Below are 24,419 nucleotides of genomic sequence, written 5' to 3'. Positions count from 1 at the left end.
CATGACCGCATCACAGTCCCTGGAGGCCGTGCTCTCCGGCCTCGCCGCCGACCGGGCGACCGGCGCCCTGCGGGTCGGCCGCGCGGGCACCGTCTACCTGACCCGGGGGCGGGTGAGCCATGTCGAGAGCCCGGGCACCCCGGGCGTCGAGGAGATGCTCGTCGCCTCCGGGCGGCTGCGGCCCGCCACGGTCCGCGGCGTGCGCCAGTCGGCCGGCGAGCTGGCCGACGGCGGGGAGCGCCTGGTGCGCCAGGGCCTGCTGACCCGGGGGGAGCTGCAGTTCTGCGTGCTGGGCGCCACGCTGGACGCCGCGTTCTTCGTGCTCGCCGCGGCCGGCGCCCGCACCCGCTTCCGGCCGGACGACCGGCACTGGATCGGCGACCAGTGGTACTTCGACGTCGCCGGACTGTTCCGCGAGTGCCGCCGCCGGCGGGACCGGCTGGACCAGGTGTGCCCCTCCCCCGAGCTGGACACCCGGCCGGTCGCCCCGGTCCCGCGGGTCCCCGCGCAGCGGGTGGTCCTGACCGCGGTCCAGTGGGAGCTGCTGCGGCACGCGGACGGCGCGGCCACCCCGGCCGACCTGGCCCGGCGGCTCGGCCGGCCGGTGTACGCGGTGCTGCTGGCGGTCCGGCAGCTCGGCGCGGCCGGCCTGCTGTCCGAGCCGGAAGCGGCGCCGGACCCGCCACCGGGCACCGACCGCGGCGGCCCGGCGGCGACCCGGGCGAAGAAGGGGCCCGACGCGCCGCCGCTGCCCGTCCGCACCCGCACCGGGCCGCGGCCCGCCCCGGCCGGTGACCCGGCCGACCTCACCGACATCGGCGTCCTCATCCGGCTGCGCGACGCGCTGGAACGCCTGTGAGGACGGCCGGCGGCACCTCGCCGCGGCCGTCCTCACCCCGAAACGGACGGCGGCACCCGCCGCCGTCACCGAACGCGGGCCGGCCCGAACGGACCGGCCCGCCCGCCCCCACGGAGGAACACATGGCCGGCATCGACGTGTCGCTCAAGGACATGATGGCCATCGACGGCGCGGTCGGCGCCGTGGTGGTCGACTACACCAGCGGGATGGCCCTCGGCGCGCTCGGCGGTTCCAAGGATCTCGACCTCCAGGTCGCCGCGGCCGGCAACACCGAGGTGATCAAGGCGAAGTTACGCACCATGGAGGCCCTGCAGCTCAAGGACGGGATCGAGGACATCCTCATCACGCTCGGCACGCAGTACCACATCATCCGCCCGCTGACCGGGCGGGGCGGCAAGGGCCTCTTCCTCTACCTGGCCCTGGACCGCGGCCGCGCCAACCTCGCACTCGCCCGGCACGGCCTGCGCGGCATCGAGGAGCGGCTGGACGTCTGATCCGCGGGTCCGCCCCGGCGCGGCGGGTGCCTCCCGGCGCGGTGACCCGACCGGCGGCCCATGCCGCCGGTCGGGTCACCGGCCGGTCACCGGTCAGGCCGCCCGCGCCCCTGATCGGCGGGCGGCCGGGCCGGTCAGCCCGCCGTGCACCCGTCCGGCCCGGCCGCCGCCAGGCTGGAGAGCGAGCACACCTTGGCCGTCGGGTAGTAGTCCCCCATCACCGCGGCGGCCGAGTCCGGGTTCCCGTCCTCGGGCACCCGCTGGACCGCCTCGGCGAAGCCGGCGTCCACCACCATGTTCCGCAGCAGCACCCGGTGCGGCATGGCCGGGTTCTCCAGCGAGAAGGGCACGAACGTGGCCCCCGCGATCCGGCCGATGGCCGGTCGCTGCGCCTCCCGGCCGATCACGTAGGTGTAGCGGCCGGTGGCGTCCAGCGCCGTCTCGTCGTCGCTGCGGCAGCCGTAGTCCTTGCCGCCGCCGGGCAGCTCGTTGACCACGACCGGGCGGCTCGGCAGCGGCAGGTTGCTGCACAGCGAGAAGTACCGCGCCTGCGTACCCTCGGCCGGCCAGGGCTTGGGGTGCGACCCGGGGGTGTGGCTCGGCGCCTTGCCGCGGACCACCACGACCCGGTCGCCGGCCGGCGGCTGCACCGCGGCCATCAGGTAGGCGGCGTCATCGTTGGGGAAGACCCCGACCTCGTCCAGCGACGGGCGGGCGAACCGCCCGGTCGACGGCTCCCGGGCCGCCACCTGGTCGAGGCCCAGCTCGGTCACCATCCGGTCGGCGGCCGCCGTGTCCGCCCCCTCGCACGGCGGCACCGGCTGGGCGACGCCGCCGCGCTCGTAGACGATCGACGGCAGCTCGACGGCGGAGAAGTCGCCGCCGGCCGGCAGGTAGACCCGCATGACGATGTACCCCTTGCTGCCCGCCGGGGTGCCGGCGGGCGCCAGCGGCAGGACGTTGGCCTGGCCCGGCGCCACGTCCGGCCGCACCGTGACGGTGTAGCGGCCGCCGGGCTCGGCGGGCTCCCGCCACGGGTTGGTCGAGCCGGCGTCCGGCAGCACCAGGTGGTCCGGCAGCGAGGACCCGACGCCGTTGACGGAGAACGACCCGCCGCCCTCCTTGTACACGTTGAAGGACATGTACCGGCTGTCGGGATAGGTCCCGGACAGCTTGATGGTCAGGTCGTCCGCCACGGTGTAGGGCTGCACCCAGTAGGCGGCGGCGGTGTCGGGATAGTAGACGTTCAGCGTGTCGGCGGACGCGAAGACGCCCCAGGCACAGTCCGGCGTCGCCGCCGCCGCGGCGACCGGCTGCGGGGCGGCGAGCAGCACGGCGGGCAGGCCGAGCATCGCCACGGCGGCGGCCTTGAGCCGCCGGAACGCCGGACGGGTGAAACCGCTGATCATATGAGACCTCTCCTCTGATGCGTCGTCGGTGGCGCCGCGGTCCGGTCAGGTGGCCGCGGCACGCTGGGTCAGCGGGTGCGGGCGACCTCGGCCGCGACGGCGCGGAAGACGGCCAGCGCCTCGCCCTTCTCGCCCTTGTCCGCCTTGATGGAGGACTTCACGACGACCACGCCGTGCTCGGGGGACACGTAGGTGTACTGGCCGCCGAAGCCGGCGGCCATGAAGTCCGTGCCGCCGTCGCCGCCCAGCCACCAGTGCAGGCCGTAGCCCTTGTTGAAGGAGGCGGACGGCCGGGTGGAGGCCGCCACCCACGACTTGGGCACCACCTGCCGGTCGAGCGCCTTGCCCTTGTTCAGGTAGAGCAGCCCGAACCTGGCGTAGTCCCGGTCGGTCGCGTAGTAGCAGCAGTAGCCGAGGTCGTCGGTGCCGTCGTTGCCGACGCGGGCGGTGCCGGCCATCCCGGCCGGCTTCCACAGCTTCTCCTCGACATAGTCGTGGTACGGCTTGCCGGTGACCTGGGTGATGAGGGCCGCCAGCACGAACGAGTTCATGCTGGTGTACTCGAACTCGGTGCCCGGCTGGACGGCACGCCGGGTACGGGCGGCCATCGTGCGCAGCGAGCGGCCGGCGTGCGCGGCGAGCTGCGCCTTCGGCACGTCCTTGCCCTCGTTCCAGGCGACGCCGGAGGACATCCGCAGCAGGTCGCGGATCGACACCCCGTCGTAGCCGGAGCCGGCCAGCCACGGCAGGTACTTGGTGACCTTGTCGTCGATGGACCGGATCCGCCGCTCGGCCAGCGCGATGCCGACCGCCGCGGAGGTGAACGACTTGCCCATCGACCAGGACTGGAAGCGGGTGCTCGCGCTCGCTCCCTGGTACTTCTCGAAGACGATCTTCTGCTGGTCCAGCACCAGGAAGCCGTTGGCGCCGGAGCGCTGCAGGTAGTCCGCCAGCGTGCGGGTGGTGCCCCCGAAGGTGTAGGTGACCTTGAGGTCCCGGGGCGAGACGGTCAGCTTGACCGGCTTGGCGGCGGGGCGCAGGACGGTGTACCCGGCGGGGTCGAACCGCCCCGCCGGGGCGGTCGTGGCGGTGCTGGACGGGCTGGCGGCCGGGGTGGGGCCGAGCGGACGGGCCTGCGCGGGCACCGCCCAGGCGGCCACCGCCAGGACGGCCGCCCCGGCGGCGCCGGCCGCGGTGAGCCTGCGACGTGCGGGCATGACAACTCCAGAGGTCGGGCGAACGGAACAGGCCGGGCATCCGGCTGCACCGGACCCGACCGGCACGCATGCTGGCAGTCGTTCTTGGCGGATTCCTGGCAAAGCCCGCCCGGGACCGCGGCCCGGCCTCCTCCCCGTCCGGAACGCCGCCCGACCTGGCCCGCACCGGCACACCGCCCGGCCTTCTTCCCGGTTCGGGCCTGCCGCCCGGGCTCCGCCCCGCGGCCGGCCCCCCGGTGTGACCGGATCCCGCCGCCCGGGCTCCGCCCCGCGGCCGGACCTCCGGTGTGACCGGATCCCGCAGGCCGGTCCGTCCTGCCGGCTCCGGGGCGCGGCGCGGGTGCCGTCAGCCGAGCCAGCCGCCGGGGGCGGCCGGCGGCGCGGACGGGCCGGTCAGCGGGATCCGCACCTGGACGCGGGTGCCGGCACCGGCCGGGCCGCCCGCCACGGCGGCGTCGCCGCCGTGCAGCCGGGCCTGCTGGCGGACCAGGGTGAGCCCGAGGCCGGAGCCGGGGCTGCCGGCATGCCGGTGGAAGCGCGCGAACACCGCCTCCCGGTCGGCCGGCAGGATCCCCCGGCCCCGGTCAGCGACCTCCAGCATCACCGTCCCGCCCGTCCCGCCCGTCGCCGTGCCCGCCGCCGTGCCCGTCACGGTGACCGTCACAGTGATCTCAGCGTGGCCGGCCGGGCCGGCGCCGTGCACCGCCGCGTTGTCCAGCAGGTTGTCCACGATCAGCCGGAGGCCCTCCGCCCAGCCGCGCACCACCGCCGTGCTCGCGCCGGTGACGGCGATCCGGGCGCCGGGATGGCGGCGCCGGGCGTCGGCGGCCGCCGACGCGGCGATCTCCGCCACATCGGTGGCGGCGAACCCGGCCGGGTCCAGCAGCTCGCCGGCGGCCAGCCGGCGCAGCATGGTGACCAGCCGCTCCACCCGGGCCTGCTCGGCGACCAGATCGCGCATGACCTCGGCCCGCTCGCCGGGCGGCAGTCCGGGGTGCTCCAGCAGGGTGATGTTCGTGCGCATGCTGGTCAGCGGGGTGCGCAGCTCGTGCGCCGCCGTCGCGGCGAAGGCGCGGGCGGTCTCCAGGGCCTCGCCGGTGCGCGCGACGGCGGCGTCCCGGCGGTCGAGCAGGTGGTTGAGCAGCAGCGCCAGCTCGTCCAGTTCGGTGACCCCGGACGCGGTACCCAGCCGGGCGCCCGATTCCGGCGGCGTGCCGATGGCGCGTGCCTGCCGGCGAAGCGCCGCCAGCGGCCGGGTCGCGAACCGGCCGAGGGCCGCCCCGGCCGCCGCGCCCACCGCCACCGCGACCAGCGTGGCGAGCGCCACCCGGCGGCCCAGGGTTCGCAGCCGCGCGTCCAGGTGCTCCCCGGGTTCGAAGACCCACAGCGTCGCGGTGTCCCCGTGCAGGCCGAGCCCGGTGGCGGCGTACCGCCACTCCCGCCCGCCCGCGGTGAAGCCGGCCGGCCCGGCGGCGCGGGCGGGCGGCCGCGCGGGCGGCACGTCCCCGACGACCAGCGGTGCGGCACCGGGGATGTCCAGGTAGACCCCGCCCGCGTCCGCGGCCTGCGCGGCGGCGGCGGCCAGCCACCGCTGCAGGTACTCGGGCGGCACCTGCGGCAGCCGGGTGGACCGCCAGGCGTACGCGGCGGCGGTGGGCGCCAGCGCGCGCAGCCGGGTCGCCAGATGGTCGTCGCGCTCGGCGCGCAGGTCGGCGGAGACGAGGGTCAGCATGAGCAGGCCGGCCGCCAGCACCAGTGCCGGGAACGCCCCGGCGAAGTAGACGGCGAACCGGGAGGACAGCCTCACGCGCCCGGATCCCGCAGCACGAATCCGACGCCGCGCACGGTGTGCAGCATGCGCGGCACCCCGGCCGCGTCCAGCTTGCGCCGCACGTAGCCGACAAAGGTGTCCACCGCGTTGCCGGTGACCTCGAAGTCGTAGCCCCAGACCCGCTCCAGCAGCACCTCGCGGGTCAGCACGATGCCGGCGTTGAGCGCCAGGACCTCCAGCAGGTCGAACTCGCGCCGGGTCAGCGGCACCTCCCGGCCGCCCGCGGTCACCCGCCGGGCGGCCGGGTCCACGGCGAGCGGCCCCACCCGCAGCACGGGCTCCTCCCCCGGGTCCGCGCCGGCCGGGCGCGACGCCCGGCGCAGCAGCGCGCGCAGCCGCAGCGCCAGCTCGCGCAGGTCGAACGGTTTGACCAGGTAGTCGTCGGCACCGGCGGACAGGCCGGCGACCCGGTCGGCCACCTCGTCCATCGCCGACAGCATGAGCACCGGCACCTCGGCGCCGCCGTCGCGCAGCGCCGCGCACACCTCGATGCCCGAGACGCCGGGCATCGCCACGTCGAGCACGATGGCGTCCGGCGGATCGAGCGCGGCCGCCTGCAGCGCCGCCGGCCCGGATCCGGCCGTCTCGACCGCGAAGCCCTCGGCGCCCAGCCCGCGCCGCAGCGCGCGCAGGATCGCCGGATCGTCGTCCACGACCAGGATGCGGCGCCCCCCGGCCGCGTGCCCGTCCATGGCCGACCAGTGTAGGAGGTGCTGTCCCGGCTGATCGGCGTTCGTGCCAGTATGCGGGCGGCAAAACCGGGTGAGCGCCCCCGGGTGGGCCCTCGCCGAGGACGGAATCCAGCCGGGGCGGCGGCGCTCAGGGCAGGGTGAGCACCCGGGGGCCGTCCGCGGTCACCGCGATGGTGTGCTCGACGTGCGCGGCGCGGCCGCCGTCGGCGGTGCGCAGCGACCAGCCGTCCGGGTCGACGTCGTAGGCGTCGTCGCCGCCGGCCAGGAACATCGGCTCGATGGCCAGGGTCATGCCGGGCCGCAGCCGCATCCCGCGGCCGGGCGCACCCCGGTTGGGGATGTGCGGGTCCTCGTGCATCCGCCGGCCGATCCCGTGGCCGCCGAAGTCCGCCATGATCCCGTACCCGGCCGCGGCGCCGACTCCGCTCACCGCGTGGCCGATGTCGCCGATCCGCCCGCCGGGGACGGCCGCGGCGATGCCGGCGCGCAGCGCCTCCTCGGCCGCCTCGATCAGCGCGGCGTCCCCGGGCCGGGCCGGGCCGATGCTGAAGCTGATCGCCGCGTCCCCGGTCCAGCCGTCCAGGGTCGCGCCGCAGTCGATGCCGACCAGGTCGCCGGGCCGCAGCCGGTACCCGTCCGGGATGCCGTGCACCACCACGTCGTTCACCGACGCGCAGATGACGGCCGGGAAGGGCGTGGGGGCGAACGAGGGCCGGTAGTTCAGGAAGGGCGCGGTGGCCCCGGCGCCGAAGATCACCTCGCGGGCCACCTCGTCCAGCTCGGTCAGCCGGACACCCGGCGCCGCGTGCTCGCGGGCCGCGGCCAGCGCGCGGGCCACGACCCGGCCGGCCTCGCGCATCGCCTGCAGCTCGCCTTCGGTCTTGATCTCCACCATGGCGTCGGACCTCCAATACAAATACCGGTATTGTTATAACGCTACTATGGATCCCATGGTGCGCATCCCCTTGACCGGACCGGAACGCCGCCGCGGCGAGCTGCTCGGCGCGGCACTCCGCCAGGCCCGCGGCACGCGGAGCATGGCCGAGGTGGCCACCGCCGCGGGCATCTCCGCCGAGACCCTGCGCAAGATCGAGACCGGGCGCATCGCCACGCCCGCCTTCTTCACCGTCTCCGCACTCGCCGGCGCGCTCGGCCTGTCCCTGGACGAGCTCGCCGCCCGGTGCGCCGAGCAGGAACGCTGGTCCTCAGGCGCCCGGCTGGCCGGCTGACTCCGCGCCGCCGCAGGCCGCACGGACGCGGGGCAGCACCTCGGCGCCGAGCCGGGCGACATTTCGCAGCGTGCGGCCGGGGTCGCCGGCCCCCTCCACCAGGAAGATGAAATGGCGCAGGCCGGTGCGCTCGACGGTCGCGACCACGGTGTCGGCGCAGTGCTCGGCCGAGCCGACCGGATGCAGGCGGCACAGCAGGTCGGCGTACTCGCGGGCGTCCCGGGGGACGTACCGGCGACCGTCCACCGGACGGTACCCGGCCAGCCCCGGCGCCAGCCACCGGGGCAGCGACTCGCGCATGGCCGCGACCGCCTCGCCGGTGGTGTCCGCGACGTAGGCCAACCCCGCCGCGACGTGCGGCACGCCGGCCGGATCGTGACCGTGCCCGGCGGCGGCGCCAGCGTAGTCGTCCAGCATGGCGGCCCGCTCCCGGTCGCCGATGTGCATCCCGAGCAGCAGCGGCAGCCCGCGGGCCGCGGCGATCCGCACGGTGCCGGCCGAGGTGGCCGCCACCGCGGGGCGCGGCACGCGGCCGGGCCGGGGCACGATCTCCACCTCCCGGAAGCGGAACGTCTCGCCGCGCGCGGCCACCCGCCCCCCGCCCAGCGCGGCGAGCAGCAGGTCCAGGCCATCCTCGAAGCCGTTCTCGAAGCGGTCCAGCCCGGTGCCGAAGACCTCCAGGTCCACCCACGGCCCGCCCCGGCCGACGCCGAGCCGGAACCGCCCGCCGGACAGGTGGTCCAGCAGCACGGCCTGCTCGGCGAGCGCGACCGGGTGCGCGGTGGACAGCACGCTCACCGCGGTGCCGACCGTGATCCGCTCGGTGCGGCCCAGCAGGTGCCCGGCCATGGTCACCGCCGAGGGGCACAGGCCGTAGCTCATGAAGTGGTGCTCGGCGATCCACACGTCGTCGAACCCGGCCCGCTCGGCGGCCACCGCGGTGTCCGCCGCCGCCCGCAGCAGCTCGCCGTGCCCGTGGCCGGGGAACCCGGCGACCGGCAGGAAGACCCCGATCCGCACCTCGTCCGCCATGCGCCAACTCTGCCAGCCCGCGCGCGCCGAGTCCGGCCACCGGGCCGGGCGGGCCGCGCGGCGATCTCGCCGCCGGCCGGGGCCGACCGCCCGGGCCCGGTCACCGGCGCGGGTCACGCGTGCGGAAAATACAGATTCGCATCTTCGATGCCGGTCGACATGATCACCGATACCATCCGCACCGTCGCCGAAAGGGCGGGCCGGCGCAACCGGCGGCGACCGCCCACCGGCCGAGGAGGCCACCGACCGTGACCAGACAGGTCCGATGGCCGGGTCGAGCGGCACGCCGCTCCGCCGGCGGCTCCGGGCGCGGCGGCCCGCCCGCCGCCGACCGGCTCACCTCGGGAACGGCCCCGTCCCCTTCCCAGGCCACCACGCGGGCCGGCAGAGCCGGATCATCGTCGCGCACCGCCGTCGTGGCGGCACGGGCCGAGGGAATGATCCGGCCATCGCCCGGTCCGGACCCGGGCACCCGGCACCAGGCGGCCCGGCCCGGCCGGGTCTTCATGGTGTGCACCGAGCTTCCACCCGACGTCGTCGGCGGTCTGGGCCGCTACGCCGAACGGATGATCGCGGCGATGCGCGCCGCCGGCACGCCGGTTCTGGTGCTCGCCGCCACCGGCCGGCGCGGGTCGGTCGACACGATCGGGGACGTGACCGTGCGCCGCATCCGCACCCCGGGGGTGCGGGCCGCCCGGGTGCCGCGCCCGGTCGGGCAGCTGCTCCGGCTGGCCGGCCTGCTGGCGTTCAACGTGGTCGCCGCGGCGCGCATCTGGCCGCCGGCCGCGGACCGGCCGGCGGCGTGGTCGCCGTGCACGACTGGATGGCCTGCCCGGCCGGACTGCTGTGCCGGCTGCTCGGCCGGCGGCCGGTGGTGTTCCACGTGCACAGCACCGAGATGAGCGCGGTCCCCGGGCGGCCGCGCGGCGCGGTGTCCCGGCTGCTGGCCGCGGTCGAGGACGCCATGGCCCGGCGGGCGACCGCGATCGTGGCGCCCAGCGTGACCATGCGCGATCAGCTGGTGGCCCGGGGCTGGCCGGCCGGGCGGCTCCACGTCGTCCCGCACGGCTGCGAGGTGGCCGAGCTGGCGGCGCTGGCCGAGCTGCCGCCGGCCGCGCGGCACGAGATGCGGACGGCCGTGCGGAGCCGGCACCTTCCCGGCGGCACCGGTGCGCTGGTGGTCTTCGCCGGCCGGCTGTCGGCGCACAAGGGCGTGGACACGCTGGTCCGCGCCGTACCGTTGTTGCGGACGGCCGGCCCGGTCGTGGCGGTGCTGGCCGGAACCGGAGCGCCGCGCACCGACGACAACGCCCGCGTCGCCGAACTGATCGCCGGGCTCGGCGTCGCAGATCAGGTGCGGGCCGATTACCGTTTCCTGGATCCGGACGAGTTGTTCGGCCTCTTCCTGGCGGCCGACGTGTGCGTTTTCCCCTCGACCTACGAGCCGTTCGGGCTGGTCGCGATCGAGGCGATGGCGCTCGGCCGGCCGGTCGTGGTAGGGCCCGGCTACTCCCCCGAAGTGGTCGCGACCGGTGCGGTCCGCTGCGCCCGGGACGATCCGGCCACCCTCGCCGCCGCGATCGACGAGTGCCTCGGTGACCGGGCGGCGGCCGAGGAACGCGGCCGGCGGGCCGCGGAATCCGTCCGCGAGAACTACACCTGGGCCCGCACCGTCGCGCTGACACTGGCGGTCTACCGGGAGGCCGGCGACCGTGCTCAGCCCGCCTGGTCGCCGGGTGGCAGGTAGGGTCCCTCGCCTTGGACCGTCCCGCCGCCCACCCCGGTGCCGTGGCCGGGCTCGGCGGTGCCGTGCGGCCGGCCGGCCGGACCGTGCCGCCCGTGCCGGCGCCGCCCCGGCTCGCCGCGCCGGGCGGTCCGCTCGGCGCGCGCGCTGCTGCTCGGGCCGACGCCGAGCGGCGGCCGGGCCCCGGTGTCGGTCGGCGGCACGCCCTCACGCTCGGCGTCGCTGACCACCCGCGGCGGGCGCTCGCCCCCGCGCGGCGGGCTCTCGAAGGCACGGTCGCCGGCCATGATGACCTGCCGCCGCACCCGGGCGCGCAGTCCGGCGAGGTCCGGCCGGCCGCCGGACGGCTGCTCCGACATGTCGTCCCCTTCCCGCCGGGCCCCGATGGGCCCGGCAACCCGATCCTCGGTAGAGATTCTGTAGAGACTCAGCAGATACGCGGCAGCGGGTCGCCGACCAGCACGTCGACGATCCGGGTGCCGCCGAAGGCGGTCCGCAGCAGCACGGTCCCCGGCGGGTCCGCGCCGATCCGGCCGACGATGGCCGCGTCCTCGCCCAGCGGACCGGCGCGCAGCGCGTCGAGCGCGGCGCCGGCCTGCCACCCGGCCACCACGGCGACCATGCGTCCCTCGCAGGCGACGTAGAGCGGGTCGATGCCGAGCAGCTCGCACGCCCCGCGGACCGCCGGGCGCACCGGCACGGCCTCCTCGTCCAGCACGACCGCGACCCCGGCCGACTCGGCGATCTCGTTCAGCACGGTGGCCACCCCGCCCCGGGTGGCGTCGCGAAGGCAGCGCACCCCGTCGCAGGCGTCCAGCAGCCGGGTGGCCGGACCGGTCAGCGGCGCGGTGTCGGAGACCAGGTCGGCCTCGACGTCCAGCCCGCCGCGGGCGAGCATGATGGTGACGCCGTGCTCGCCGATCGGCCCGGACACGATGACCGCGTCCCCAGGCTCGGCGGCGGCCGCGCTCAGCCGGCCGGGACGGTCGATCCGCCCCACGCCGGCGGTGGTGATGTAGCAGCCGTCGGCCTTGCCGCGCTGCACCACCTTGGTGTCCCCGGTGACGATCTCCACGCCGGCCGCGCGCGCCGCCCGCGCCATCGACGCGGCGACCCGCCGCAGGTCGGCGACCGGGAAACCCTCCTCCAGCACGAAGGCGGCCGACAGGTGCAGCGGGCGCGCCCCGCACATGGCCAGGTCGTTGACGGTGCCGTTCACCGCCAGGTCCCCGATGTCGCCGCCCGGGAAGAACAGCGGCGTCACCACGAACGCGTCGGTGGTGAAGGCCAGCCCGTCGCCGTCCACCGCGCCGTCGGCCAGCGGCTCCAGCAGCGGGTTGCGGAACTCCTCCAGGAACACCGCCTCCACCAGCGACCTGGTGGCCCGGCCGCCGGCGCCGTGTGCCAGGGTGACCAGCTCGTCGCGGACCCGGGCCCGCCGGCGCCGGGCCCGCTCGACGCGCTCCAGCACCTGCTCCTCCCGGCTCAGCGGCCGGTCCGGCGCCCGCTCTCCCGTCCCCGCGCTCATCGGGCCGTCGCCTCCCGCACCCGGTCCCGGGAGAACCGGCCGAAGTTGTAGTAGGCCGCGCAGGCCCCCTCCGAGGACACCATGCAGGTCCCGATCGGGGTCTCCGGAGTGCACGCGGTGCCGAACACCTTGCACTCCCACGGCTTGAGCACGCCTTTGAGCACCTCGCCGCACTGGCAGGCCTTGGGGTCGGCCACCCGGACCCCCGGCACCCCGAAGATCTGCTCGGCGTCGTAGGCGGCCCACCGGTCCCGCAGCCGCAGTGCCGAGTACGGGATGAAGCCGAGGCCGCGCCACTCGAAGTGCGCGCGCGGCTCCATCACCTCGTCGATGACCGCCAGCGCCCGGGGGTTGCCGTCCCACGGCACCACGCGGGCGTACCGGTTCTCCACCTCGGCCCGGCCGGCGGCGAGCTGCTCCAGGTTCGCCAGCACGGCGTGCAGCACGTCCAGCGGCTCGAAGCCGGCGACCACCAGCGGCCGGCCGTAGTCGCGGGCGATGAAGGCGTACGGGCGGCAGCCGATCACCGCCGAGACGTGGCCGGGGCCGATGAACCCGGAGAGCCGCAGGTCCGGCGAGTCGAGGATGGCCTTCACCGCCGGGATGATCGTCACGTGGTTGCAGAAGACCGAGAAGTTCGCCAGGCCCTCGGCGCGGGCCCGTAGCAGGGTCATCGCGGTGGACGGCGCGGTGGTCTCGAAGCCGATGGCCATGAAGACCACCCGCCGGTCCGGGTTCTCCCGGGCGATCTTCAGGGCGTCCAGCGGCGAGTAGACCATGCGGATGTCGGCGCCGCGGGCCATCGCGTCGAGGAACGAGCCGCGGCCGCCGGGCACCCGCATCATGTCGCCGAACGAGGTCATGATGACGTCCGGCCGCTCGGCGATGTGGATCGCGTCGTCGATCCGGCCCATCGGGATGACGCACACCGGGCAGCCGGGCCCGTGCACCAGCTCGACGCCGGCCGGCAAGTGGTCCTCCAGCCCGTGCTTGTAGATCGTATGGGTGTGGCCGCCGCACACCTCCATGAACTTGTACGTGCGGCCCGGCTCGCACAGCGCGGCGATCCGGGCGCCGAGCGCCCGCGCCGTGCCGGCGTCACGGTATTCGTCGACGAAACGCACCGGACCTCACCCCTGCTCGATCATGGAGTCGCGCAGTGCCGCGATCTCGTCGTCGTACGCCTGGCCGATGCTGGTCAGGAAGTCGAGCGCCGCCCGGGCCTCCGCCTCGTCGATCTTCGACAGCGCGAAGCCCACGTGGATGAGCACCCAGTCACCCGGACCGGCCTCCCCTTCGTCCAGCAGGCCGATGTTGACCGCGCGCCGCACCCCGCCGACGTCGACCTTCGCCAGGTCAGGACGGTCGGCCAGGATTTCCACGATCTCCCCGGGAATCCCCAGGCACATGGCTCGCCTCCGCCAGTTGGATGGATTCCAGGACGAGGTCGTCGCCGCCCTCGCTGTCCACGTCGGCCGAACCGCACGCCGGGCAGACGGCGTAGGGATCGACCGAGGTGGTCGTGTGCGCGCAGGCCCGGCAGCTGATCCGCGCGGGCAGCGTCACCAGGTCAAGGCGCGCGCCCTCGGCCACCGTCCCCGCGGCGACCAGGGCGAACGCGTCGTTGATCGAGGGCTCGGCGGCGCGCAGCAGCGCGCCCACCTGCACGCGCGCCCGGCGTATCCGCCGGCCGTCCGCCCGTCCCTCGACCGCGGCGAGGATCGACTCGGCGATCCCGAACTCGTGCACGGCCGCACCTCCTTCTGTCCTCTGTCCTCTGTGTTGTGGTCTGTCTTGTGTGGTCTGTCCTGCATGCTCCGGCCGTCCGCCGGCCGCCCGTGCCGGTGACCTCGCCGGACCGGGTGGTCACATCCGGCGGATCTTCAGATAGCGCTTCAGGTCGGGGATCGACTGGTAGACGACAACCCCGACCGCGACCAGCGCGGCGATCTTGATCAGGCGTTTGACCATGCCCGTCCCTCCTTCCCCCGGGACTTGTGCCGGGATATGTCGCGGGCCGCGCCGCCGGCGGCCGCCACCGGGCCGTCGCCGGCCGTGGCCAGCTCGGCGACGAGGTCCAGCACCAGGCCGGCGGCCGGCGCGACCGCGGCCGCCACCGGCGGGCTCAGTTCCATGCCGGGCGAGACGTCGGCGGGCTCGCAGCCGACCAGCAGCACCGGCCCGACCTCGCCGTCCAGCGTCCCGGCCAGCGCCAACACGGCGTCCGGGGTCATGTCGTGCGCGTCCACGAACGTCCCGGGGATCTCCCCGGCCGCCGGTCGCAGCACGTACAGCGTGCCGGGCGGGCCGTCGCGCGACACCGCGTCCACCAGGATGGTGTGGTCGTAGCGGCCGCCGGTCAGCTCGTAGGCCAGGTGCACCCCGCGGATGCCGAAGTCGGTGACCACCACGCCGTCCGGCGCCGGCCGGCCGGCCAGGTGCCGGGCCACCGCGACGCCGAACCCGTCGTCACCGAGGAAGACGTTCCCGACTCCCGCGACCAGGATCCTCATGCCGGCCCCCCGGTGCCGCCGGCCACGCCGTTTCCCGGACGGCTTCCCGGATCATTCCCCGGGCGGTTCGTCGGGCCGCTTCCCGGCCGGCTCCCCGGATCATTTACCGGGTGGTTCGTCGGGCCGTGTCCCGGACGGCTCCCCGGGCCGTTCGCCGCGTCGCCGCCCGGCACGCGCCCCGGACCGGACAGCGGCTCCACCTCGTCGGGGGCGAAGTACAGGAACCGGCCCTGGGCCCGGAGCAGGTCCGCGCCCGGGTCGTCCTCCAGCGTGACGGCGAGGTGGCGGGCACCGTCCACGTCCGCCAGCACCGCCTCGACCCGGGCGGCGCGGCCGGTCAGGAACATGTCATGGGCGTCGGCGCGGCGGCTCGGGACGAGCCGCACCCGGCTGCCCTGGGCGATGGACACCCCGGCGACCGTCACCGCCGCGGACGCGGCCTCCCGCTCCGGCGCGGACGGGTTGCCGGACACCGCCCCGGTCACCGCCCCCGCCCCGGACACCGGCACGCTCCCGGACACCGGCACCGCCCCAGGTGCCGGCACGGTCCCAGGTGCCGGCACGGTCCCAGGTGCCGGCACGGTCCCAGGTGCCGGCACGGTCCCAGGTGCCGGCGCCGGCCCGGTGGCGGCGGCGCCGAGCCGGCGGATCGCGCCGTGCAGGCGCTCCAGCATCTCCGGCGGCAGGCCCTCGGCCCGGTCGACGATCTCGGCGGCCCGCGGGTCGGTGGCCCGGGCCTCGCGCTTCTCCGCCTCGGTGAGGGTGAGCGTGCGCAGGTGCAGCAGCTCGTCGATCTCGGTGGCGTCGAAGAAGTCGCCCGGGCTCTCCGGGGCGACCGCGGGGTGGTCGGGCAGGATGATCGGGGACGACAGCACCACCGCGCGCGCCCCGGGCGCGCCGACCAGCACCGGCCAGGTGTGCTCGTTGCGGCAGCCGGCCGCCTCGCGGCGCGCCCACTCCGGCGGGTCGGTCAGCGACAGGAAGTTCCCCGCGGTGATCCCGAGGAGCAGGTGCGCGGCCACCAGCGAATGGCGCAGCGCCTCCGGTCGCGGCGCGTCCGGCGACGCGAAGACGGTGGCGTTCTCCAGCCGCACCCGCAGCTTCAGCACACCGTAGGGACCGGCCGGCCGTTCGGCGGCCACCCGGAGCGTCACCCGCAGCGGACGGTGCCCGGTGACGATGCGTCCCCCGCGCAGGTACTCCTCGCGGCGGCCGCCGGGGATCCGCAACCGGACGGTGCGCGGGCCGCGCAGCAGGTTCGGCACCGGCAGCACCACCTCGGCCTCGCGCGGCACGGCGTCGTCGAAGGCCAGGTGCACTCGGTCGCCGTCGCGCAGCTCCGGGACCGGAACGAACCCGCCGGCCGTGTGCCGCTCCACCCGGCGCTCGCGCACGTGCAGGAAGCGCGGCCGCACCCGCAGCAGCGCGTGGGCCGCCCCTTCGAGCAGGCATTCGGTCACCGCGGCCGGCGGCTCGGCCGTCCGCCGGTAACCCGGCGGCACCAGCACGCCGAACTGCCAGCGCACCCGGTTCTTGGCGGCCGAGGCGCGGTAGGGGTACAGCAGGTAGCCCTCGTAGAGCACCGCGTCGGCCACCCGGCGCGCCGCCCGCATCGCCCCCGCCGACGCCGTCATGACCGCGCCTCCTTCAGCAGCGCCTCCACGGTCTCGTCCCAGGTGGCCAGGGCCCGGCCCGCCTTGTAGCGCTGCAGCGCGCGCAGCGTGCCGCGGTCCAGCCGCAGCCAGCCGGTGCCGGGGAAGTAGCGGTCGATCATCTCGGTCCACACCGCGACCGGCAGGCCGTGCCGGACCTCCCGGTCCCACGGGATCTGCCCGACGGTGAACCCCGCCGGGGAGCGGGCGAAGACCGTGCCGCTGAACAGCAGCAGCAGCGGCACCTCGCCGCCGTCCAGCGAGGCGAAGTACTTCCCCGCGGCCACCTCCAGGTCGTATCCGCAGGTCACCGGCAGGTCGATCTCGGTCTCGCCGGTGAACCGGGGCACCATCACCGAGACGTTGGCGAACTGCAGCGGGCGCGCCGTCTCCCCCCACCGCGACGGCTCGCCGAACAGGTCGGCGAGCAGCTCGCTCTCCGCCGCCGTGTAGCGCCGGCGGCGCGGCTCCACCCGGATCTGGCAGCGCAGCGCGATGGCGTGCACGGCGCCGCCGTCCGGCGCGGTCACCCGCAACCGGAACGTCAGCGTCGGGAAGACCGCGTGCGGGTCGGCCCGCACGCCCGTGCACGCGAAGTCGATGTCAGCCACCGCCGCCCCCTGCGCGGCAGGTGGCCGTCACGGCCGGACCGGTTCGGGCGGCCGCGGCCGGGGCGGGCGCGACTGCGGCCGGGGCGGCTTGTGCGGCCGGCTCCCCGGCCGGTCGGCCACCGGGCCGGGCCGGGCCGCCGGTACCGCCGTCCCCCAGGTCCGTGAAGAAGCCATCGATGGCCTTCCAAACGTCCGGGCCACCGTCGAACCCCTTCCAGTGCAGCCGGACCAGGCCGGCCAGGCGGTAACAGGCGTCGATCGGCACCAGATGGCACCGCGGGCCGCCCGGGCCGCGGTCGACGAGGAACGCCTCCACGTCCGGCAGCACGTCGCCCGGGACCGCGCCCGCGTTGGCGGCCAGGATCCGGTCGAAGGAGCGCAGCGGGAGCAGGCACTCGGTGGCGCCGCCCGGACTGGGATAGAAGGCCACGTACCTGCCGAGCGTGGAGTTGTGGAAGAAGAACGCGGTGCGCACCGGGATCTGCATCTCCTCCCAGTCCGCCGGGTCCACCCGGAACTCCGGCAGGGCGAGGTGGCGCTCGGGCACCGCCCGGTAGCGGCCGGCCGCTGCCGCCGCCCGGTCCAGCAGCAGGTGACAGCCCTGGCAGGCACACAGCAGCGCCCGGCCGGTCAGGTCGACCACGTGGCCGTGCCGCTCGCCGCAGGGGGCGGCGCACAGCCCGCAGTCCGTGCCCGTCCCGCCGCCCGCCGCCCGCGGCGGCCGCACGAACCGGCGCAGTCCGGCACCCGAGCCCGCCCGGCCGCGCTCCGCCGGGCCGCCGTCCACCCGGGCGCCATCCGGCCGGGCGCCATCCGGCCGGGCGCCATCCGGCCGACCGCCGTCCACCCGGCCGCCATCCGGCCGGCCACCCTCCGCCCGGACGCCATCCGGCCGCGCCGCCCGGGGGTCCGGGCGGTCACCGGTGCCCGCGTTCATCGGACCGCCTCCCCCGGCGTACGGGCCGGCGCCCGGAGCCCGATCTGCAGCAGCGGCGGCGCGGTACCCGCCTCGACCTCGACGGCCGCCGCCTCCGGGGCCGCCGCCCGCACCGCCTCCCGCACCGCGTCGGTCAGCGCGCGGGCCGCGCACCCGTGGCCGCCGGCCAGCCGGACCCGCACGGCGTCCTCGGTCGCCTCCAGCAGTTCGAGGTCGCCCGCGGCCAGGTTCAGCCGCTCGCCGGCGTCCCGCAGCGCGGCCCGGACCCGGTCGGCGGTGCCCAGCGGGTGCAGGTCGTGCACCACCAGCAGGCCCGCGACCGTCTCGTCCGCGGTCAGCCGGCGCAGCACCTCGGCCGCCTCGCACTCGACCACCGCGCGCATGACGCGGTCCAGCGCGGCGCCGTACAGGCCGACCAGCAGGCGCACCAGTTCCTCGGCCCGCGCCCTGGCCACCGGGTCGGCGAGCGCGCCGAGCTCCTCGATCAGCGCCTCCACCCGGTGCCCGGCGGCCCGCACGTCGTGCGCCGCCTCGTCCGGCCGGTCGTCCCGCATCGCGCTTCCCACCCCCGGCCCGCCGGTCAGCCCGCGCCGAACGCGTGCGGCGTGTGCAGTTTGCGCAGTTCCTTGCCGCCGCCCAGGTACATGTGCACCCCGCACGGCAGGCACGGGTCGAAGCTGCGCACCGCGCGCATGATGTCGATGCCCTTGAACGCGTCCGGCGGGTTCTCCTCGAAGATCGGGGTGTTCTGCACCGCGTCCTCGTACGGACCCGGGACGCCGTACACGTCGCGGACGCTGGCGTTCCACGGGGTGGGCGGGTAGGGGTGGTAGTTGGCGATCCGCCCGTTCCTGATCACCATGTGGTGGGACAGCACGCCGCGCACCGCCTCGGTGAACCCGCAGCTCACCGCCTCCTCCGGTACCTCGAACGGCTCCCAGGTCTGGGTGCGTCCCCGGCGGACCTCGTCCAGCGCCCGCTCGGTGAAGTAGAGCGCGCACGCGGCGGCGTACGCCTGGAAGTAGGAGCGCGCCCGGTCGCGTTCCAGCGCGTTGGACAGCGGTTCGCCCTGGTAGGTGGGGATCTTCCACTCGAACGTCGTCTCCGGCCGGGTCGCGGTGCGCGGCAGGTTGATCTGCACGCTGTGCCCGGTGGCCTTCACGTAACCAATGTCCACCTTGCCGGACAGCGCGGTCGACCAGAGCCGGGCGATCGGCCCGCCGCCGGTGTCCAGCGGCAGCAGATCCTTGCCGTCGAACCACCGGGGGGACATCACCCAGCTGTACTTGTCCTTGAAGTCGCGCTTCTGCGGCCGGGGAATGGTGTGCTGGTTCCACGGGTGCCGCATGTCGACCGGGTTGCCCAGCGGGTCGTGGGTGACGAACGGCTCCTGGCCCGCCCAGTCGTCGTAGTAGGAGCTGCCGAGCAGGATGCGGATGCCGAGGTTGATGTCCACCAGCCCGTTGGTCACCAGGTTCCCGTCGACCACCACTCCGGGGGTGACGAACATCCGCCGGCCCCAGTCGTCCATGTTCTGATAGGTGAAGTCGCAGTGCTCGGGATCGTTGAGGCTGCCCCAGCAGCCGAGCAGCACCCGGCGCCGTCCGACCTGCTGGTAGCCGGGCAGCGCGTCGTAGAAGAAGTCGAACAGGTCGTCGTGCATCGGCACGACCTTCTTCACGAACTCCACGTACCGCATCAGCCGGGTGAGGTAGTCGGTGAACAGCTGCACGGTGGCCACGGTGCCCACCCCACCGGGGTAGAGCGTGGACGGGTGGACGTGCCGGCCCTCCATCAGGCAGAACATCTCGCGGGTGAGCCTGCTCATCATGAGCGCCTCGCGGTAGAACTCGCCCTCCAGCGGGTTGAGCGAGCGCATGATGTCGGCGATGGTGCGGAAGCCGTGCTCGGCCGCGTGCGGGCACTCGGTGCGCTCGGCCAGCTCCAGCACCCCGGGGTTGGTGGCGGCGACCATCTTCTCGCAGAAGTCCACCCCGACCAGGTTCTCCTGGTAGATGTTGTGGTCGAACATGTACTCGGCCGCCTCGCCGAGGTTGATGATCCATTCGGCGAGCGCGGGCGGGCGCGCCCCGTAGGCCATGTTCTGCGCGTACACCGAACAGGTGGCGTGGTTGTCGCCGCAGATCCCGCAGATGCGGCTGGTGATGAAGTGCGCGTCCCGCGGGTCCTTGCCCTTCATGAAGATGCTGTAGCCGCGGAAGATCGACGAGGTGCTGTAGCACTCCGCCACCTCCCGGGCGGCGAAATCGATCTTGGCGTAGATGCCGAGGCTGCCCACGATCCGGGTGATGGGGTCCCAGGCCATCTCCACCAGCTCGCGGGGCCGCTCCTTCGAGGTCGTCATGTCGGTCAGCTCCAGGGCGCCTTGTGTCCGGTGAGCAGCGCGCGCCCCTTGGCCCGCCACTTCGGTTCCTTGTCCACCGTGCCGAGCGTGATGCCGCGCAGCGCCCGGACGACGCCGCCGTACACCATGCTGGCCGCCGACGACACCCGGGCTCCGGGTGGCTCGTCCATGAAGGGCATGAACTTGTCGGGGAAGCCGGGCATCGTGCAGGCGATGCAGATGCCGCCCACGTTCGGGCAGCCGCCGATCCCGTTCATCCAGCCGCGCTTGGGGACGTTGCACTTCACGACCGGGCCCCAGCAGCCGATCTTGACCAGGCAGGTCGGCGAACCGTACTCGGCCGCGAACTGGCCCTGCTCGTAGTATCCGGCGCGGTCGCAGCCCTCGTGCACCGTCGCGCCGAACAGCCAGGTGGGCCGCAGCGCCTCGTCCAGCGGGATCATCGGCGCCTGGCCGGCCAGCTGGTAGAGCAGATAGAGCAGCGTCTCGGACATGTTGTCCGGCTGGACCGGGCAGCCGGGCACGTTGACGATCGGCAGCCCGGCCCTGGACCGCCAGTCCCAGCCCAGGTAGTCGGCCACCCCCATCGCGCCGGTCGGGTTCCCGGCCATCGCGTGGATGCCGCCGTAGGTGGCGCAGGTGCCGGCCGCCACCACGGCGGCGGCCCGGGGCGCGAGCCGGTCCAGCCACTCCGCCAGCGTCCGGGGCTGCCCGGTCTCCGGGTCGTTGCCGAACCCGGACCAGTAACCCTCCTGCTTGATCGACTCGTTCGGTACCGACCCCTCGACGACCAGCACGAACGGATCCAGCCCGCCCTCAGCCGCCAGGAAGTAGGCGTCGATCATCGCGTCCGCCCCCTGCATCGGGCCGCCGGCGAAGTCGAGCAGCGGCCAGTGCACCTCGACCTTCGGCAGCCCGGGCAGCGCGCCCATCACGATGTCCTCGATGCTCGGCTGGGTGGCGGCGGTCAGCGACACCGAGTCGCCGTCGCAGCTCAGCCCGGCATTGAGCCACAGCAGGTGGACGACCGGCTCCTCGTGCCGCTCCTGCTCCCGCACGGCGCCGCCCGCCTTCTTCGCCTTCGCCGCCATACCGCCCCCCGATCGTGGTCGACGTCTCCCGCTCCCCGTCCTTCGTCCCGGCCCGGCCGTCTCACGGCCCCTGGGCCAGGCGACGGCCGGGCGGACCCGCCCGTACCGCCAGGACGTGCTGCACGGCCTCCCAGAGCACGTGGTAGATCGTCGTCTGCGCCTCCTGGATGCGGTGCACCGACGACGACGGCACGACGAACAGGTGGTCCAGCAGCCCGGCGGCCGCCAGCTCGGCCAGCCGGCCGCCCTGGTGCCCGGCCAGGCCGACGGTCAGCATGCCGCCCCGCCCGGCCTCCTCGAAGGCCGCGGCCAGGTTGGCCGATCCGCCGCTGGTCGACAGACCCACCGCGACGTCGCCCGGCCGGCCGAGCGCGGCGAGCTGGCGGGCGAACACCACCTCGAACCCGACGTCGTTCGACAGCGCGGTCACCACCGCGACGTCGGTGGTCAGCGCCAGTGCGGGCAGCGGCCGCCCGTAGCGGGGATGCAGGAACGCGGTGGCCAGGTCCTGGGCGTCGGTGCTGCTGCCCCCGTTGCCGAAGGTGAACAGCCGGCCCCCGTCCGCCAGCCGGCCGGCCACCGCCTCGGCGCACGCGGCCAGCGGTTCGGCGTACCGCGCGGCCACCTGGTCGCGCAGCTCGGCGATCTCGGCGGCCTTCGTCCCGGCCGACCAGGCGGCGTCCGCAAGGACCGCCGCGTCGTGCCCGCCGGCCGCGGCGTCGACGGCCGCCCCGGCCGCAAGGAACGGGTACAGGCGGTCCAGGCCGCCGAGCGAGGAGTCTCCGGTCATGCCCGTCACGCCTCCCCGCGGCAGGCGGGCCCGGCCTCCGGCCCGCCGTTCCGCCGGGCGGTCACCGCGATGGCCTCCTTGGCGTGCACCAGGACGGTGTCACCGGGTTCGGCGTCCACCAGGGCCACGCTGACCGGCTCGCATACCCCGCCGATCTCCACGATGGCCATCCCGCCGGCCGCCCGTTCGACCACGACGGCGGGCAGCGCCTGGTCCGAGCAGGTGAGGCAGCCCGCGGGACCGCGATCCCCGGGCAGCTCCTCCTCGGGCCCGCTCACCCGGCCACCCCCCGCCCGGCCAGGCCGGGCTCGGCGGGCGCGGCCGGGGCGGTGCGCGCGAAGAAGACGTGCACCAGCTCCCACAGCACGTGGTAGGCGGTGACGTGGATCTCCTTGACGACGGCCGGGTCCCCGCAGCGTGCGACGAGCACGTGGTCGGCCGCCGGGCCGCGGGCGAGCGCCCCGCCGTCCCCGCCCGCCAGCGCCATCGTGAACAGGCCGAGCTCGCGTGCCTGCGCCAGGCCGCGCAGCACGTTGGCGCACTCCCCGTCCGGCGACACGCCGAGCGCCATGTCGTCCGGCTCGGCCCAGTGCCGTACCTGGTGCGCGAAGACCTCCTCGAACCCGGCGCCGGCGGCCACCCCGGTGAGCGTGGCGGCGTCGTTGCTCAGCGCCAGCGCCGGGAGGGCACGGGTGCCCACCACCACGGGGTGCATGAACTCGACGGCGATGTGGGAGGCGTCGGTGCCCGCGCCGCCGTTGCCGAAGACGATCAGCTTGCCGCCCCGGCGGAACCTGGCCGCCATGTCCCGGCACGCGCGCGCGATGCCCTCGGCGTCCTCCGCCAGGCGGCGGCCCGCGTCGTGCCGCCGCCCGAAGGCCGCGGCGACCGCGTGGCGCGTGCTCGATGTCACAGCCATGATTACGCTCCGTTATGTACGGTAGTCGCTAGGCTACGGGGCGTACGCGGAGAACCGACACCCCAAGGCGGACAACGAGCGGTAAAGCCTCGATCGTGCGACGTAGCGTGGTATTCCGGGACGAGGACGGGTTCCTGGCTCAGGCGGCAGGGCGGGGTTCCGGGCCGAGGTGGCGGCCGAACCAGTCGCAGGCCAGGTGCGCCACCTGCTCCAGCGCCCCCGGCTCCTCGAACAGGTGGGTGGCCCCGGTGACCACGGCGAAGGCCGTCGGCCCCGGGAGCATCTCCATCGCCCGGTGGTTCAACTCGATCACCACCGTGTCGCGCTCGCCCACGACCAGCAGCGTGGGTGCGTACACCCCGCGCAGGTGATCACCGGCCAGATCCGGCCGGCCACCCCGGGAGACGACGGCCCGCACGAGATCCGGCCGTTCGGCCGCGGCGACCAGCGCGGCGGCCGCCCCGGTGCTCGCCCCGAACAGGCCGGCGCCGAGCCCGGCCACCGGCCGGTGCCCGGCGGCCCAGTCGACCAGCGCCACCAGCCGGGACGCCAGCAACCCGATGTCGAAGCGCAGCGCGCCGGTGACGGCGTCGATCTCCTCCTCCTCGGCGGTCAGCAGGTCCGCCAGCACCGTGGCCAGGCCGGTGTCGTTCAGCCGGCCCGCCACGTAGCGGTTGCGCGGGCTGTGCCGGCCACTGCCGCTGCCGTGCGCGAACAGCACCACCCCCCGCGCGTTCTCGGGCACGGACACGTCGGCGGCGAGGGACACGCCCGCCGCCGGGATCAGGATGCTCTGGTCGACCTTCATGTCGCCTCCTCATGCCTCCCGAGGATCGGCCACCGGCCATCCGGCCGGAGACGGCGGCCGGGCACGCGGGGCGGCTCGGAAGTCCGCGAGGGCGGCCCCGCCCTCGTCCGCGGGCCGGCCCTGACTTCGAGCCTACGCGCCGACCGGCCGGCCGCCCGGCGGCGGGCGCCACCCGGGGACGCCGCCGGCATCGGGCGAGACGGCGCGCCGGAAAAGAGCTACCAAGCCCCCTTTTGCGGGCGCATTGCCATTTAGCGGCAGGCTTTGCCGAAATATCTCTTTCATCGCACCAATGCCGAAGAATACCAGGCAATCGACTTTCTTAGTCGGGCGACAGGAATTCGGAATTGACACCGGAAAGATCGGCACCACATAATTGCAGCGGCCTGGCGAGCCGGCGGAACATCCGGCGAGCGGCACGATTCACATTCTCGTTCCGCCCTGCCCACCCACGAACCCCCCGACGTCTTTCCTGCGGCTCTCTCCGACGTTCCCCCTTCGGATGACTCCGCATTCCCCCGCTCGCCTTCGGACCGTCCTGTCGCGCCTTCCGCACCGCGCACGGCACCGGCCCGGGCCATCTGGACGCGTGCCCCGCGTTCGGTATGTCCCCCCGTTCATCGCACAGGATTGGTGGTGTGGGTCGTGACCGAGACGACCGACCCGAGCACGACCGCGGCGGCCGAGCAGAACGGCCA

The 24,419-nt window shown here is 75.2% G+C and carries 28 protein-coding genes; 4 read left to right on the top strand and 24 right to left on the bottom strand.

Annotated elements, in window-relative coordinates; translation table 11 throughout:
• Position 1 precedes the first annotated feature (1 nt).
• Positions 2-859, top strand: coding sequence for a hypothetical protein (locus Sru01_RS16870; protein ID WP_203985889.1), 858 nt, complete (start codon positions 2-4; stop codon positions 857-859).
• A 122-nt stretch (positions 860-981) separates the two neighbouring features.
• Entirely contained in the window at positions 982-1,353 is a 372-nt protein-coding gene (locus tag Sru01_RS16865) for a hypothetical protein (protein ID WP_203985886.1), read from the top strand.
• Positions 1,354-1,487: 134 nt separating this feature from the next.
• Here the strand turns inward: Sru01_RS16865 and Sru01_RS16860 are convergent, their stop codons facing one another.
• The 5 genes from Sru01_RS16860 to map all read right to left on the bottom strand — a co-directional run bounded on the left by Sru01_RS16860 (position 1,488) and on the right by map (position 7,397).
• On the bottom strand, positions 1,488-2,762 hold the full coding sequence (locus tag Sru01_RS16860; RefSeq protein ID WP_203985883.1) for a hypothetical protein: 1,275 nt from the start codon (positions 2,760-2,762) through the stop codon (positions 1,488-1,490).
• Positions 2,763-2,830: 68 nt separating this feature from the next.
• Positions 2,831-3,979, bottom strand: a complete 1,149-nt coding sequence (locus Sru01_RS16855) for a serine hydrolase domain-containing protein (protein WP_203985881.1) — start codon at positions 3,977-3,979, stop codon at positions 2,831-2,833.
• A 346-nt stretch (positions 3,980-4,325) separates the two neighbouring features.
• Entirely contained in the window at positions 4,326-5,786 is a 1,461-nt protein-coding gene (locus Sru01_RS16850; protein ID WP_203985878.1) for a sensor histidine kinase, read from the bottom strand.
• Entirely contained in the window at positions 5,783-6,502 is a 720-nt protein-coding gene (locus Sru01_RS16845; protein ID WP_203985875.1) for a response regulator transcription factor, read from the bottom strand. The genes Sru01_RS16850 and Sru01_RS16845 overlap by 4 nt, the downstream gene beginning before the upstream one ends.
• A gap of 127 nt (positions 6,503-6,629) precedes the next feature.
• Positions 6,630-7,397, bottom strand: a complete 768-nt coding sequence (gene map, locus Sru01_RS16840; RefSeq protein ID WP_203985871.1) for a type I methionyl aminopeptidase — start codon at positions 7,395-7,397, stop codon at positions 6,630-6,632.
• A gap of 55 nt (positions 7,398-7,452) precedes the next feature.
• Here map and Sru01_RS16835 point away from each other — a divergent pair, with 55 nt between their 5' ends.
• The gene (locus Sru01_RS16835; protein ID WP_203985868.1) at positions 7,453-7,731 is read left to right on the top strand and encodes a helix-turn-helix domain-containing protein; all 279 of its coding nucleotides are present in this window, start codon (positions 7,453-7,455) and stop codon (positions 7,729-7,731) included.
• Here Sru01_RS16835 and Sru01_RS16830 read toward each other — a convergent pair.
• The gene (locus tag Sru01_RS16830; RefSeq protein WP_445009382.1) at positions 7,708-8,763 is read right to left on the bottom strand and encodes an LLM class flavin-dependent oxidoreductase; all 1,056 of its coding nucleotides are present in this window, start codon (positions 8,761-8,763) and stop codon (positions 7,708-7,710) included. The genes Sru01_RS16835 and Sru01_RS16830 overlap by 24 nt on opposite strands.
• A 265-nt stretch (positions 8,764-9,028) precedes the next feature.
• Here Sru01_RS16830 and Sru01_RS16825 point away from each other — a divergent pair, with 265 nt between their 5' ends.
• Entirely contained in the window at positions 9,029-10,510 is a 1,482-nt protein-coding gene (locus Sru01_RS16825) for a glycosyltransferase family 4 protein (RefSeq protein WP_239137495.1), read from the top strand.
• On the opposite strand, the gene Sru01_RS16820 is transcribed toward Sru01_RS16825, so the two are convergent.
• The 18 genes from Sru01_RS16820 to Sru01_RS16740 form a co-directional block, all read right to left on the bottom strand.
• Positions 10,480-10,866, bottom strand: a complete 387-nt coding sequence (locus tag Sru01_RS16820) for a hypothetical protein (protein ID WP_203985861.1) — start codon at positions 10,864-10,866, stop codon at positions 10,480-10,482. The two genes, Sru01_RS16825 and Sru01_RS16820, sit on opposite strands and share 31 nt — an antisense overlap.
• Positions 10,867-10,934: 68 nt before the next feature.
• Entirely contained in the window at positions 10,935-12,035 is a 1,101-nt protein-coding gene (hypE, locus tag Sru01_RS16815) for a hydrogenase expression/formation protein HypE (protein WP_203985858.1), read from the bottom strand.
• Positions 12,032-13,159 (bottom strand): hydrogenase formation protein HypD, encoded by a 1,128-nt coding sequence (gene hypD, locus Sru01_RS16810; protein WP_203985855.1) that lies wholly within the window; start codon positions 13,157-13,159, stop codon positions 12,032-12,034. The genes hypE and hypD overlap by 4 nt, the downstream gene beginning before the upstream one ends.
• Before the next feature lie 6 nt (positions 13,160-13,165).
• Positions 13,166-13,417: a HypC/HybG/HupF family hydrogenase formation chaperone gene (locus tag Sru01_RS16805; protein WP_373869524.1), complete on the bottom strand. Its 252-nt coding sequence runs from the start codon at positions 13,415-13,417 to the stop codon at positions 13,166-13,168.
• Positions 13,392-13,784, bottom strand: coding sequence for a hydrogenase maturation nickel metallochaperone HypA/HybF (locus Sru01_RS16800; protein ID WP_203985849.1), 393 nt, complete (start codon positions 13,782-13,784; stop codon positions 13,392-13,394). Before Sru01_RS16800 ends, Sru01_RS16805 begins: the two co-directional genes overlap by 26 nt.
• A gap of 117 nt (positions 13,785-13,901) precedes the next feature.
• Positions 13,902-14,006 carry a DUF6893 family small protein gene (locus Sru01_RS36595; protein ID WP_373869523.1) on the bottom strand — a complete coding sequence of 35 codons (105 nt, stop codon included), beginning with the start codon at positions 14,004-14,006 and terminating at the stop codon, positions 13,902-13,904.
• Positions 13,991-14,548, bottom strand: a complete 558-nt coding sequence (locus tag Sru01_RS16795; protein ID WP_203985846.1) for a hydrogenase maturation protease — start codon at positions 14,546-14,548, stop codon at positions 13,991-13,993. Before Sru01_RS16795 ends, Sru01_RS36595 begins: the two co-directional genes overlap by 16 nt.
• The gene (locus Sru01_RS16790; protein WP_203985844.1) at positions 14,545-16,182 is read right to left on the bottom strand and encodes a hypothetical protein; all 1,638 of its coding nucleotides are present in this window, start codon (positions 16,180-16,182) and stop codon (positions 14,545-14,547) included. Before Sru01_RS16790 ends, Sru01_RS16795 begins: the two co-directional genes overlap by 4 nt.
• A complete protein-coding gene (locus Sru01_RS16785; protein ID WP_203985840.1) occupies positions 16,179-16,811 on the bottom strand; it encodes a DUF6084 family protein in 633 nt (210 codons plus the stop codon). Before Sru01_RS16785 ends, Sru01_RS16790 begins: the two co-directional genes overlap by 4 nt.
• A complete protein-coding gene (locus Sru01_RS16780; RefSeq protein ID WP_203985837.1) occupies positions 16,804-17,598 on the bottom strand; it encodes a DUF5947 family protein in 795 nt (264 codons plus the stop codon). The genes Sru01_RS16785 and Sru01_RS16780 overlap by 8 nt, the downstream gene beginning before the upstream one ends.
• Positions 17,599-17,744: 146 nt before the next feature.
• Entirely contained in the window at positions 17,745-18,302 is a 558-nt protein-coding gene (locus tag Sru01_RS16775) for a NifU-related iron-sulfur-binding protein (RefSeq protein WP_203985834.1), read from the bottom strand.
• Positions 18,303-18,328: 26 nt separating this feature from the next.
• Positions 18,329-20,113: a nickel-dependent hydrogenase large subunit gene (locus Sru01_RS16770; RefSeq protein ID WP_203985831.1), complete on the bottom strand. Its 1,785-nt coding sequence runs from the start codon at positions 20,111-20,113 to the stop codon at positions 18,329-18,331.
• A gap of 5 nt (positions 20,114-20,118) precedes the next feature.
• Positions 20,119-21,204, bottom strand: coding sequence for an NADH-quinone oxidoreductase subunit B family protein (locus Sru01_RS16765; protein ID WP_203985828.1), 1,086 nt, complete (start codon positions 21,202-21,204; stop codon positions 20,119-20,121).
• A gap of 61 nt (positions 21,205-21,265) precedes the next feature.
• On the bottom strand, positions 21,266-21,994 hold the full coding sequence (locus tag Sru01_RS16760) for a D-sedoheptulose-7-phosphate isomerase (RefSeq protein ID WP_203985826.1): 729 nt from the start codon (positions 21,992-21,994) through the stop codon (positions 21,266-21,268).
• Between the two features lie 5 nt (positions 21,995-21,999).
• Positions 22,000-22,272: a HypC/HybG/HupF family hydrogenase formation chaperone gene (locus tag Sru01_RS16755; RefSeq protein ID WP_239137494.1), complete on the bottom strand. Its 273-nt coding sequence runs from the start codon at positions 22,270-22,272 to the stop codon at positions 22,000-22,002.
• Complete coding sequence (locus Sru01_RS16750) at positions 22,269-22,913, bottom strand: D-sedoheptulose-7-phosphate isomerase (protein ID WP_203985823.1); 645 nt, start codon at positions 22,911-22,913, stop codon at positions 22,269-22,271. Before Sru01_RS16750 ends, Sru01_RS16755 begins: the two co-directional genes overlap by 4 nt.
• A gap of 139 nt (positions 22,914-23,052) precedes the next feature.
• Positions 23,053-23,721, bottom strand: a complete 669-nt coding sequence (locus Sru01_RS16745; RefSeq protein WP_203985820.1) for a dienelactone hydrolase family protein — start codon at positions 23,719-23,721, stop codon at positions 23,053-23,055.
• Between the two features lie 132 nt (positions 23,722-23,853).
• Complete coding sequence (locus Sru01_RS16740; protein WP_203985817.1) at positions 23,854-24,141, bottom strand: hypothetical protein; 288 nt, start codon at positions 24,139-24,141, stop codon at positions 23,854-23,856.
• Positions 24,142-24,419 lie beyond the last annotated feature (278 nt).

Origin of the sequence: Sphaerisporangium rufum (assembly GCF_016863395.1) — a bacterium.
Taxonomy (GTDB): Bacteria; Actinomycetota; Actinomycetes; order Streptosporangiales; family Streptosporangiaceae; genus Sphaerisporangium; species Sphaerisporangium rufum.
Note: the sequence above shows the minus strand (reverse complement) of the source record. Positions and strands in the feature narration are given on the sequence as shown.